Here is a 13,040-nt window from a genome sequence, read left to right as displayed (position 1 = left end):
CAGGATTGTATCTATTCTTTGTAAAAGATGATTCTTTAGGAATGTGGGTCATGATAGCCGGAGCGGTTATGATGGTGGTCGGCTATTCTAAAGATAGTAAGAATTCAGCCAAAATGCAGGTAGCTGCAGGGAAAAGTAATAAAAGAAGCTATACAGACAATACAGACAATGATTATTATCATGATGAAGTTAATTCAAAGAGATATGATGAAGACGAACCTAGTTTTAATAGAAACAATCAAGACCGTTTTAGTAGTAATAGTTCAACTAAAAACAATTCTCAAAATAAAGATGATGAATATTGGGAACGAAAAAAGGCTGAAGATGATGCCTATTATTATCGTAAGAATGGTGGTCCGCGTTGGAAAGTAGACGCAGCCGATGAGGCCCTAAATAGAAGTCAAAGAGACCGCGATTATGAAGATGAAAAATACGAGATGCGATGTTCAGGTTGTAATCAGCCTGAATCCCAGTGCAGATGCTGTAGTGATTGCGACCGATACCCTTGCAGATGCTGCAGTGAGTGTGGATACGCGAATTGCCGCTGTTGTAGCGATTGCGGTTATGCTAATTGTCGTTGTTGTAATGAATGTGGCTATGCGAACTGCCGTTGTTGCAATGAGTGTGGACGAGCGAGTTGCCGTTGCTGTAGCGATTGCGGATATGCAAACTGTCGTTGCTGCAGAGAATGCGGTTATGCTAGCTGCCGTTGCTGTTACCGATGCAGAAGCTATCCATGCAGTTGTGATAGATAAAAACAAAACCATGCTAGACGCTAATTTAATAGCTTCCCAGCATGGTTTTTTTTCGACAAACTTCGGGGCGTGACAGGCACCCAAACCCGACATTTTCCGGGAAATATCGAGTTAATAACTTTTCCTTTAAAAATATTTGTATTCCGAATGAACTGCTTTATATATTAGTTCAACGATAAAAGTAATCAAAGTTACTCTCATAAATCCATCAACTGATTCTGAATACGAAAAGATTAAGAAAGGAATTGCTATTACCCAAGCCATATTTAAGACCAATGTTACAACACTTATTAAACTATAGAATCCACTATTTGAATAAATATAATCCTTATTAGCGTATCTATATTTAGGCCGGATGAAACACGTCAGGATACCAGAACTGAAATGAGGTCTCCAATTCACCTTTGGTCGCTTTGTTGAAACTGGATGTTTAGGTACTTCTTTAAAATGCGCTTTTGGTTTGTTCATTTTATCTCCCAACTCTATATTTACGTTTTACATCATAAACTAAAGTTTTGCTCAATTTGATTGCGGTTGTGATTATCTACATATTAGAGATAAAAGGGGACCACACCTAAACATAACAGTTGTGAAACAAGAAATTTCGGGGCGTGACAGGCACCTACTCAAACTTCCAAATGTCCTTCATTTCACCATTACAATTTGCGGTAGTAATTTTTTGGCCCGCCTTATCGATAAAGATCCATTTTCCCTGCTCTCTAACTGCTGCAACGCCACAACTAAATTCATTTCCATCGCTGAACTGCGGTTTAATAACCTCTTTACCGTTCAAATCCAAATAGCCCAAACTTTTATCAAACATATAGTTATGACTATACTTCCAATCTTTTCTCACACCAATAAGACCGTCAGATGGTCTGTAAACTTCATCATAAACCACTGGAACAACCATTCGTCCAGATGAATGGATAATCCCTTTCTTATTCCCCGACATAACCTCTGCATAGCCATCCTCGGAGAATGATGAAACAAAAGTAAATCTTGGGTCAGCTATTAATTCACCTTTATGATTGATAAAAGTCCAGCGTCCTTTTATTTTCACTGCAGCAAATCCCTCATAAAACAATTCTGCTTCTTCAGCGTCTTCACTTAGAAGTTGTTCGCCTGTTTCAAGGTGAATAAATTGATATCCGCCCCCATAATACTGATCCTTCTGAACCAATGCATAACCTTCCGATGCACCAATTATGTCATAATCATAACTTTCATCCAGAACAATATTTCCATTCTTATCTATAAGCTTGTTCTTTTTCAATCCATAATTATTACGCGGGGTTTCAGTTACCGTCGCAACCCCATTCCTGAAGTAAGCCATATCCGTGTAAGTAGGCTTTATGACATTTTTACCTTCTTGATTGATAAAACCCCAAAGGCCACTTTTATCCTGAACAGCAGCCACTCCATCTGAAAAAGAATAAGCACCATGATACTTGGTACGGTTAATTCTCTCCCCTTGAAGGTCTATAAATTCATATCTTTCTCGCTTTCTTACCACGGCGAACCCTTCGGAGAAATGATTTACATGGATATATTCGGGGTCTATTACAAATCGACCTTCCTTATTAATATAGCCCCATTGACCATTGTCGTCTGCAGCGGCTGCTAGATCATTAAAGAAAGCTTTCCCTTCATTAACAAGAACATTTTTAAAAATAGGGTCAACGCAAATTTCACCATGAGTATTAAAAAAGCCGAATGATTGACCTACCCCATAAGAAAAAGTTCGAAAAAGAGCAATAGCCTGTTTCTCAACCTTCTTCAACTGTGATAGGTCACGTAAAGATACACTTAAATCCGTCGTATCCGTTTCAAGATTGACACTTAAATGAAAAGGCTCCGGCGTCTCATAGTATCCATGCTCATTATTCAACCAAACCGCAATGTTATAGCAATCTTTTATAGCCGCATAAGCTTCTTGTACACTTCCCACCAAATCATGGACAGCCTCATTTCCCTTTCTTCGAATCGCACTTAAACTCTGATACACGTCGTCAGATATACGCTTATTTATTTTTAGTAATTCGATTCTGCTTGCAAGTGTATTGGGAATAGGAGCAACCAAATTTTCGAAAGACAACATCTTATTTGTAGCTAATTCTACAAACTGTCGACATTTTATGATACTCACAATCGGATCAGTCTCAACATTTGCTTCTGCAGACTGACCCAACAAAGATAAATCAAGCCATGGTAAAAAACTAAAATTGCTTTTCATCGCTCATACCTCTAAGAGTTTTTATACCTATTATATTGGCTAAAGAATCCTAGTAAAAGAAATATTGGAAAAGATAGATGATTTAGACAGGAGAAAATTCGACAATCTTCGGGGCGTGACAGGCACAATAAGCTATCCTCTTCTCCTCAACAGTACCCTCAAAAAGTTTCAGCACTTCAGCGGTATTCAAATAGCCAGGTTGGAAATGATTAGGATAACAATAAAACTTATAGCTACTCCACGGATAGTTTTCAGGCCTCTTCACCATTCCAGCTTCAACCGGATTAAGATGGATATACCGACTGACCTCTATCATTCCCATATAGTTATCAATAATCTTAGCAAAATACCTTTTCTCAAAAACGTGACCAGTTAGGTGATACTTGGTGTTGTAATAGTTCGCGTATCGTTTATTCATAAGAGACATGACTTTAGAAAGCGAGGTTTCTTCGGAGCGTAGCTGGAGATGAAAGTGATTTGTCATCAGGCAATAAGAGGCTATTTCAAGAGGGAACTTTTCATGTAACTGATTTAAGATGTGGTAAAAAACTTTAAAATCGGACGGTGACCGAAACAATGGGTCTCGACGATTTCCTCGACAAACAACATGATAAAAACGGTCGTGCATCCAAACTCTCTTTTCTCTACCCATGCATTTTTCCTCCATTTTAATTAAAATGAACAGAACATATAGATGATAAGAAAACCACCACCCTCTTTAGCATTAATTTGAAATACTCTCATTTTTCTTTCTCCATATACAGAAAAATTCCTTCTTTTGAAACCAGTTTTACAGTATATCTTCGCCATTCGACAAAAAACGGGTGGTGACAGGCACCACTACAAAAGCCCCCTGCATAAAACAGGGGGCTTCCTGTGTAACAATGTGAAACAAGAAAAAACGGGTGGTGACAGGCACCTACTCCACAAACACCACAGTCGCGCCACTCGCATTTTCTGCTTGATCAATCGCAAAGAAACTCAACTGCGTATACGTTGGATATGGCTTCTTCAATAGAATCGAGAACATACCATTCTTGTCTGCTTTGACGACTTTGAATGAGACGCCGTCGCTCATGAAGATGGTTGCGTTCGGTTCTGTTTGTCCTGTGATCACTTTGTCTGTACTCTTCACCGGATTCACTTGTGGCGCGTCAGGTGCGGTTGTATCCTTCACCTTCACCGTCACAGCTTCGCTCACATTTCCGGTTGCATCAGTTGCCGTCACTTGAATCGTCTTGATTCCAACTAGTGAAGATACGCTAACGGCAAAGTATCCCGCTGCATCAGCCTTACCTTTGCCGAGTTCTTTCCCACCATCCCAAACTGTTACAGTGGAACCAGCTTCTGCAGTACCTTTCACAACTTTATTCTTATCCTTAACCGGTAACACAACAGGCGCATCAGGAGCGGTCGCATCACTTACCGTCACCTGAGCTGCATCACTTTCGTTCCCAGCTTCATTGACTGCTACAACCGAAATCACGGTTCCAGCTTTTTGCTTGGAGATGCTAATTTCATATGCACCCTCTGCATTAGCAACCGCTGTTCCAATTTCAGCACCATTCGCCCTTGCAACTACCTTCAAACCAGCTTCAGCCTTCCCTGTCACCTTCACATCTACATCCGATACAGGATTCACTGTCGGTGTAGCAGGCTTAGCTTTTGCCGCAATGATACGGCCTTCGACTGTTGGTGCTACTGGACTATTTTTCTCAAAGTAATTCGATAGCACTTCGAAATCTACCACTAATAATTCTTTCATTCTGCCATCATCTTTTGCTTTCTTGAGTACCGAAAAACCGTCTCCGCCGTCAGCGACGTATGCATTTGTAGCGACATTGTAGTTCTTCGTTAAATCTAGTTTTTCATAACCATTCGCCGTGTTCACTTCAATCGACCATACGCGGTTGCCTGCTGGCTTCGCAGGGTCGTATTTGAATTTCACACCTGAAACTTGTAGGAATTTACCTTGCGCGGTTTCCACTTGGCTCACACCTGTTTCAAGTGCTTGGCGAATTTCATCTCCCGTCAGATTAAGAGTGACAAGCAGGTTTTCAAACGGCATAACCGTTAAGATTTCACCTAATGTGACATCACCTTGATTGATCGAATCACGAATCCCACCACCATTTTGGAAGCCGATGTAAGTAGGTACTGATTCATTCGCTCTTTGAACCATCGCATCCGCAATCAAGTTTCCTAGATTTGTTTCCTTCGTACGCACATCTCCGCGTGCACCATTCAGCACGACATTTGAATATCCAACTACTTGCTGTCTTAACGCATCAAGCGGAGCTCTCAATTCTGCGACACGGGCGGCTGCTTCTGCATCTGCCGCATACTTATTTACATCTAATAGCTGACCGTTGTGTGCTGTAATCACACCTTTTTCGTCAAAAGAAACATCAAGCAAACCGAGGAAATTCAAATACTCATTTGCTTGCACAATAAGGGTTGGCTCTTCTTTTGGCACGACTACAGGAGCTGATAGCTTCGTATGGGAATGTCCACCTACAATGACATCAATTCCTTCAACTGCCGAAGCCAATTCTTCGTCGACATTTTCTCCAAGGTGAGTAACAGCAATAATTTTATTGATGCCTTCACCTTCAAGCATAGAAACCGTTTCACGGGCTTTATCGACCGCATTTTCAAAAATAATATCATCAGATGGGCTAGCAAGGAATGTTGTCTCTTCCGTCGTTAAACCGAAGATACCAACCTTTTGACCATCTACCACCTTCACGATGGACGGATAGATCTTGCCACCAGATGCCGGATTCCCAATCTCTTCTTTAAAAAGTGAACCTAATTCCGGATCGGCTGTCACGTTGACGTTTGCGCTCACGATCGGGAATTCCGCTTGTTTTACAAAGTTAGCAAGCGTTTTAGAATTCTTATCAAATTCGTGATTTCCGAAAGTCATCGCATCGAATTTAAGCTTGTTCATAAATTCTACGTCTGCTAAACCTTCGTATTGCTTAAAGTAAAGTGTTCCTGAGAACACGTCTCCAGCACTAAGCAATAGCGAATTCGTTTTTTGACCGCGGACTTCATTAACTGCCGTAATCAATTTAGGATATTGATCCACGTGTGCGTGGCTGTCGTTCACGTGCATAATCGATAGGTTAAGTGGTTTAGCCACCGGCTCCATTTTCAAATCAAGCTGTGCTAAAAGTGGATCATGGTCACTCACTCGTCCGTGTGCCTCTGTGAATGCAGAGTTAACATGGACGATATCAATTTCAGCGTGCTGTGCCAATCTATTCGAAACGAGAAGATGGTCAAGCACTTGAGAATTACCCTGGTAGTTGTAAGTGAATCGTTCAGGTGCAGGGACATGTTCGATTAAGTTCGTTAACTCGTCTCCTTTTAATTTAGTAAGAGGATTCGAGAATTCGAAGTCGTTCAAGTCACCAAGGACAACAACATTTGCTTCAGGGTTTTTCGTTTGGACATCTTTCACGAAGTTGTTCACAACGCCTGCAATTTTCATACGTTGAACTTCGCTGCCTAGTACTGGCGGTTGGTTCTTACCGAAGATCGGTTGGTCTCCACCTTTTGAGTTAAAGTGGTTCGCAATCACGATCACTTTTTCACCTTGGAAAGTGAACTCAGCTGCCAATGGCTTACGGCTTGAAGAGAATGCTGAGTTAGTCGGATCAATACGCCCAGGATTCAATGTCAATGAACCATTTTCATAACCTACAGCTTGCGTAGCAGTACCTTTTGTACCTTCATTTAAGGCCACGCGCTCAGGATTATAGATGAAACCAACACGGATGTTTCCGTTTGGCGCACCACCATCTTGATTATTTTCAGGTGCAATGTCTGTCCATCTATATGTTGGACCACCATTTTTGACAATGGCGTTAATAAGAGCCTGATAGTTTTGCGAAGCATCTGTTCCACCAGAACTTTCGCCGTTATTATCTTGTACTTCAACTAAACCGATAATATCAGGCGTTTTCATGTTGTGGACCATTGTTTCCGCAATCTTATTTGTTTTTTCAGCGTTTGCAGCTGTGTAGTTCTCCATGTTGTAAGTAGCAAGAGTGAGTTTATCGCTATCCTTATTGATTTCCGTTGTCTCGCGCTCGTAATTGCTTTCTACAAGCGGTGGCAATGACGCTTTATCAGTAAGAATCTTAAAGTTTTGGAATGTGTAGCTGACAACACCTACCACAGTGCCATCGAACCTGTCTCCTGTTTTACTGACGAAATCACGGTCACCGAACAAGAGGTGGAATCTTTCCGGATTAGCGTTGTCTTTCGTAATGGGAACTCCGCCCGGTGTTGTGTACGTTTTGCCTTCGAATTTATTGACGATGACTGGTACTTCACCGTATTTTTGCGGTGCAACGGCTGTTGGGTTCTCAAGCGCAACCCTCATACCCTCAAGACTTTCGTAAAAATCAATACCGTCTTCTGTTGGGTCGAATGTACCGAACTGATCATTATCGACCACTTGAGTTGGCGGAATAACATCTTTTCCGATCACAAGAGCTGCTGGTAAAGCTTGATTGCTCGCTTTCTTCGTAATCGTGGTCGTATCAGCGTTAATCTCCGTCACAGCAAGGTCTGTTTGGAGTTTGTCGCTGTAACCTTCTGTTATCCACTCTTTAACAAGACCATCAACGGCAACGAGGTCGCCTTTCACCAATCCGTGGGATTTTTTATAAACAAGAATCCCTTCGGACGTTTTCGAATTGCTATCAGGATTCGGATCCTGCATATAGAAGTTGTTTGCATCAACAACATAGGTAACAATACCTTCTACGCCTTTCACATCTTTATCTTTATATGGAGAGTTATGGCTTTCGCCTTGAATATCATGGATTTTAAGACCTTCTGTGCCTGGAGGTGGTGGATCAACAGGTCCTCCTCCACCGTCTGCGAATTCAATCGCAGATGGAGATTTCAGTCCGGCCACTCCGAAATACGCTTCAAGTGAACCGGTGACAAGAACTTGCTTACCGATATGAGAAGCATTTGTTTTAAGACCGTATGCTGTTCTAAATGAAGATGTAAGCTGAACTGGAAGAATTTTCGCTTTTGCCGTTTCCGTTGGACTATCAGCAATGGCAAAGTTTAAATCATCTGGGAATGGTCCCGTAAACTGATAGGTTGGACCGCTCTTTGTATAAGCCACAATATAACCTTTAACCGTTGCCGTTCCCGAGTTATTGGCAATCGCCTGGGCGACTGTTATTGGCTCTGCAGCGCTGGCTTTCGGCGCAAACGGCAAGCTATAGCTCGCAAGCAACATCACAATAAGCGTGACAATAAACCATTGCTTCTTGAATATCCTCATACCTTACCTCCTGTAATGATATTTTGTACGTTTCAAACAGATACATACTTCATTGCACGTGGAGATGGACAAACAACGACGAAGAAGCAATTGCTCTAAGTTGCGTATTGTTCTCAAATAAGAACAAACACCTATCACTCTACAAACCTCTGATCAAATTCCCCCTCCTTCTTTTACAAAAAACTATGTAAAAAAGAATTTTGCTTACAAATCTATTCTAAGGCATAAACCAGCAACAATCTAGCATTAACTAAATATTTACAAAGATTATATGCTTCTTTACAAAAGATAGGAAAAAGGTTTTGTGTTTGAAATTTTACAATCTGTTACTATTGATACTTATTCGTTAAAAAGAACAATCAGGCAGGTCTAATGACATAAGTTCGGTAAATATTTAGCTGGAATATTATCTCAATTATTTTTATAATGATGGTTAGAGAAAAGATGAAAATTGGGGGAAATAAAGATGGAGAATGCATCAAAAGATGTCCGAAGCAAATTGGCACTATTAAAAATTCCAAGTGGTGAAGATATATTGGTGGGAAGAATGCATATTGCTGAAGGAGCAGGTCCACACCCAACCATCATCATGCTTCATGGATTCCCTGGAGTCATCATGAATCTTGATATAGCATCCGAACTACATCAAAAGAGCTGGAATGTTTTGGTCATCAACTATCGCGGCGCATGGGGAAGCCAAGGTACCTTTTCTTACACCAACGCCTTAGAAGATGTTCAGGCAACCATTCAATACATAAAACAAAATAAAGTAGCTGATGAAAATAGAATAGATATCGACCGAATCGGGCTGCTTGGACATAGCTTTGGCGGCTTCTTAGCACTAAAGACAGCCTCAACAGATCCATCCATTAAGGCAGTCGCTTCCCTTTCACCAGCAAACCTAGGATTATTCGTTCACATGATAGAACAGAACCCAGCTATCGAATCGCAAATCTATGAAGGAATCAAAGAATCCTCCTTCTTCCTACATGGCTGTACAGCAGAAAGTATCATGGAGGAAGTCAGAAACAACCGTAACGATTGGAATACATTCCTATTCGCATCGACATTAGTTGACCGCAAATTACTTTTAACAGCTGCAACTCACGACGATGAATTACCAAAGGCCTTTTTCCATGACCCGCTCGTGCAAATACTTGAAAATGATAAAGAATTCCAACATAAAGTCTTTGAAACTGATCATGGCTATACCAACGTTCGAAAAGAACTCGCTCTTACCTTGGATGAATGGTTTCGGCAGAATCTATAAAAAGAAGGGACAAACATGAATAAGATGTTTGTCCCTTTTTCGGTTGTGAAACAAGATTTTTCGGGTGGTGACAGGCACCACAAAATGAACAAGTAACTATTCTTCGACAAATATCGGATATTTTCGAATTTATGCTATTTTCTACTACTAATATAGTGTAAAATAAAATAGATTTATGAAAACCCTTACATATCTAGGAGGAAAATCATTTTGACACATGTACGCACTCTTAATTTAAAAGATTATACTTACGGAAATACTGATCAACGCAAGATTTTTGCAGAAGAATTCGTTGCAGGATTGAAAGAAACTGGGTTCATTATTTTAGAAGGTCACGGCGTTGACCCGAATTTAATAGATAAGAACTATGATCTTTGGAAAAAATTCTTTAGTTTAGATACAGAAACAAAGAAGAAGTACGAAAGCGTTCTTGGTGGAGCTCGTGGATACACTGGCTTTGGTAAAGAGCATGCTAAAAACCGTACAGTTGGCGATTTGAAAGAGTTTTTCCATGTTGGACAGGAGCTTCCAGTTGGACACCCACTTGCAGGTGAATATCCAGAAAACCTATGGCCTGTAGAAGTAGAAGATATGCGTAAAGATGCGTTAAATTTCTATCGTGGACTTGAGCGCGTAGCTAACAACATGCTTGAAGCACTTGCTCTTGAAATGGATCTACGCTTAAATTTCTTCTCAGACATGATCAAAGACGGAAACAGCATCTTGCGTGCGATTCACTACCCTGCATTAGATGATACTATGGACCCTAATGCAATCCGTGCTGGTGAACACGAAGATATCAACCTAATCACTCTTCTTGTTGAATCAACAGCATCTGGTCTTCAACTTCTTACTCGTGAAGGAGAATGGATCGATGTTAAAGCAGAAAAAGGACAAATTATCGTAGATGCTGGGGACATGCTTTCAAGAATTACAAACGAAGTGATCCCTGCTACAACACACCGTGTAGTAAACCCAGAAGGTGAAAATACTTCACGTTTCTCTATGCCATTCTTTGTACATCCATACAGCAGCTGCTTACTAGAAACGATTCCTTCTTGTATCTCAGAAGAAAATCCAGAAAAGTATCCTGCTATCACAGCTGGCGATTTCCTATACCAACGTTTAGTTGAAATCGGGTTAATTAAAGCATAGAATTCTTACACTAACAAAACCATCACCTTCCAAAGGTGATGGTTTTTTACTAGACAGATTACAAATTTTTCATAATCCTCAATGCTCTTATATACTTAACAGCCTCATCTATTTCTTGTTCTGTTGCCACTTCATTATCGATGAGGAGATCATAATCTGTTTTCAAATTCTCTATCGTAATTTCTTTTTTAGCAACGGGCTCTATATCGTTTTGCTCTATATCACATTCGATCACAAGAGGGAAATGACTACTAAATCCCGCCCACTCACTTTCTTCACCGATATAAAACTTTTGGATGCCTTGTAGAATTCCAGCTGAAACAAAGCAATATTCAATATGGAAAGGGTTTTCTCTTTTACCATGATGATGGTAAGTCGCCCTGCTTTCTGCCCCAAACTCTTCCTTGGAAAAATAGTGGTAGCAACTTTCAAGCTCATATTTAGCAAAGAGGTCTATAATACGGTCAAACCCCAGACTCCCCTGTATTCCCGAATAACTTCTTGGTAGTTTCTTATCAATATTAAAATCTCCAATAATGACGACTCGCCTACCACTTAAGTAAGATTCATATTCTTCTAAAGCTGTATATAGTAGTTTTCCGTACGAAGCATATCCCGGAATCCGTTTTGTCCAAACTGCTATCAAAGTAAAGTCAGCTTTTCCTGTCACCTTTATAGGAACAATCCACTCATATTTGATGTCGGTTTCTAACAAAGTAAGCTTGTAGTCCTTTGAAAAAGATAGGATACCTAAACCAATTCCTTTTTCTTTCCCAAACCAAATGACATCGTCATACTCAAAAGCAGCTTTAAATATACTTGGATCTGGATACTCCTGTATTACAGCTATATCAGGGGAAAGGTCAGTGATTTTTTCATACTTATTTCTATTACAATTCCATGAAATGATTTTCACTTTAATCCCTCTTTTATAAAATCGATCTCTTCCCTATTAACCGATACTGAGATTGTATATGTAAGTTTTCCTGTGTCTTGATCAAAAACGGGATCAATCTCTCCAATATCTTTCATATCACAAAAAGGTCGATAGCCATCTTTTAATAGACTTATTTTGAGTTCACTATTTTGGTCCAAAGTCTTAAGCCTTTCCATAAGCTCCGATATTTTCATCACAACACCCTCAATCCAATATGAGTTTTCTCCTTTAATTATCGCATAATGCTAAGCCTATTCGAAAGTTTCTAATAATGTTTACAAAACGTTCATTTTTCTCTTTCTTGCAATCTTGTATGATTAAACTGTGAATTTTTATATATTGTGAAAGGATGTGTGAGATGATTTTTAAAGCGCGGACCGAATCACCTTTATTAAAGATTTTAAGAGTTCTAAACACGCGAATGGAGTTAAAATCACATGAGCAAAAGTACTGTTACACAATGGAAAAGGGTTTTCAAGGGGAACTGCAATTTGATTCACTAACAGAAAACCTTCAAAATGACTGCCTAATATTGAACGATCTACAGCTCAGGGCGAACAATACTGAATTTCAAATGGATACCCTAATCATTTTTCAAAAAATGCTCTATATTATTGAAGTGAAAAATTACGAAGGAGAATATTCTTATGATCCTGAAATGTTCCAAATGGCCTTTGGGAAGGAAGTTTTGAACCCACTAGCTCAGTTGAATAGAAGTAAATCTTTACTGCGTCTTCTACTCCAAAGTTTGAATATTAATTTTTCTATCGAAGGAAAAATCGTCTTTGTTAACCCACAGTTCACTTTATACAAAGCCTCTCCTGACTTACCATTTATTTATCCAACACAACTTAAATCCTTCCTCACAAAACTAGATACCATCCCTTCCCACTTAAATAGCTCACATAAAAAACTGGCAGAAAAACTCACCTCTATGCACCTAACTGGACTATCCCCCAATGCCAAACTCCCTGCTTATGAAATTACGCAACTTAGAAAAGGCATCACCTGTAAAAAGTGTTACTCATTTTCAATTTCAACCGTAGGTAGAAAAGTGGTATGCAGTGAATGCGGATGCGAAGAACTGGTTACAACAGCTATTTTGAGGAGCATTGAAGAGTTAAAGTTACTATTTCCTCATCGAAAAATTACAACCCGGGAAGTTCATGACTGGTGTCAGGTAATAGATTCAAAGCTCAGAATCGGTAGGCTCTTAAGAAAGCACTTTAAAATGAAAGGCATTCATCAGTGGGCTTTTTATGAGTAATGAAAATGGTATCTTATTATTTTGTTGGTTAAGATGTACTTTCTAACTAATTGTCGCACTTGATTTGATATTCATAACATCTATGAAGTGCTTTTGCACCTCC

Annotated in this window: 10 protein-coding genes; 5 read left to right on the top strand and 5 right to left on the bottom strand. The window is 39.8% G+C overall.

The window, feature by feature from the left end; all coding sequences use genetic code 11:
- Nucleotides 1–180 precede the first annotated feature (180 nt).
- Together BMZ31_RS20135 and BMZ31_RS17510 are read left to right on the top strand one after the other, a co-directional pair.
- Nucleotides 181–372: a hypothetical protein gene (locus tag BMZ31_RS20135; RefSeq protein WP_139205974.1), complete on the top strand. Its 192-nt coding sequence runs from the start codon at nt 181–183 to the stop codon at nt 370–372.
- Nucleotides 373–417: 45 nt separating this feature from the next.
- The gene (locus BMZ31_RS17510) at nt 418–828 is read left to right on the top strand and encodes a hypothetical protein (protein ID WP_090833233.1); all 411 of its coding nucleotides are present in this window, start codon (nt 418–420) and stop codon (nt 826–828) included.
- 549 nt (nt 829–1,377) lie between these two features.
- On the opposite strand, the gene BMZ31_RS17500 is transcribed toward BMZ31_RS17510, so the two are convergent.
- The 3 genes from BMZ31_RS17500 to BMZ31_RS17490 form a co-directional block, all read right to left on the bottom strand.
- The gene (locus BMZ31_RS17500) at nt 1,378–2,991 is read right to left on the bottom strand and encodes a WG repeat-containing protein (protein ID WP_090833231.1); all 1,614 of its coding nucleotides are present in this window, start codon (nt 2,989–2,991) and stop codon (nt 1,378–1,380) included.
- Nucleotides 2,992–3,073: 82 nt separating this feature from the next.
- A complete protein-coding gene (locus tag BMZ31_RS17495) occupies nt 3,074–3,643 on the bottom strand; it encodes a transposase (RefSeq protein WP_090833230.1) in 570 nt (189 codons plus the stop codon).
- A gap of 267 nt (nt 3,644–3,910) precedes the next feature.
- Nucleotides 3,911–8,308: an Ig-like domain-containing protein gene (locus BMZ31_RS17490; protein ID WP_090833229.1), complete on the bottom strand. Its 4,398-nt coding sequence runs from the start codon at nt 8,306–8,308 to the stop codon at nt 3,911–3,913.
- Nucleotides 8,309–8,774: 466 nt separating this feature from the next.
- On the opposite strand from BMZ31_RS17490, the gene BMZ31_RS17485 reads away from it, so the two are divergent.
- Both BMZ31_RS17485 and BMZ31_RS17480 read left to right on the top strand, forming a co-directional pair.
- Nucleotides 8,775–9,578, top strand: coding sequence for an alpha/beta hydrolase (locus BMZ31_RS17485; RefSeq protein WP_090833228.1), 804 nt, complete (start codon nt 8,775–8,777; stop codon nt 9,576–9,578).
- Between the two features lie 210 nt (nt 9,579–9,788).
- Complete coding sequence (locus tag BMZ31_RS17480) at nt 9,789–10,733, top strand: isopenicillin N synthase family dioxygenase (RefSeq protein ID WP_217642773.1); 945 nt, start codon at nt 9,789–9,791, stop codon at nt 10,731–10,733.
- A 58-nt stretch (nt 10,734–10,791) separates the two neighbouring features.
- Here BMZ31_RS17480 and BMZ31_RS17475 read toward each other — a convergent pair whose 3' ends face one another.
- Together BMZ31_RS17475 and BMZ31_RS17470 are read right to left on the bottom strand one after the other, a co-directional pair.
- Complete coding sequence (locus BMZ31_RS17475; protein WP_090833226.1) at nt 10,792–11,649, bottom strand: exonuclease/endonuclease/phosphatase family protein; 858 nt, start codon at nt 11,647–11,649, stop codon at nt 10,792–10,794.
- A complete protein-coding gene (locus BMZ31_RS17470; RefSeq protein WP_139206627.1) occupies nt 11,646–11,867 on the bottom strand; it encodes a hypothetical protein in 222 nt (73 codons plus the stop codon). The genes BMZ31_RS17475 and BMZ31_RS17470 overlap by 4 nt, the downstream gene beginning before the upstream one ends.
- Before the next feature lie 263 nt (nt 11,868–12,130).
- On the opposite strand from BMZ31_RS17470, the gene BMZ31_RS17465 reads away from it, so the two are divergent.
- Nucleotides 12,131–12,937, top strand: a complete 807-nt coding sequence (locus BMZ31_RS17465) for a nuclease-related domain-containing protein (RefSeq protein WP_254778902.1) — start codon at nt 12,131–12,133, stop codon at nt 12,935–12,937.
- Nucleotides 12,938–13,040: the final 103 nt, after the last annotated feature.

This window comes from Bacillus sp. cl95, from assembly GCF_900115925.1.
Lineage (GTDB): Bacteria > Bacillota > Bacilli > Bacillales > Cytobacillaceae > Neobacillus_A.
Note: the sequence above shows the minus strand (reverse complement) of the source record. Positions and strands in the feature narration are given on the sequence as shown.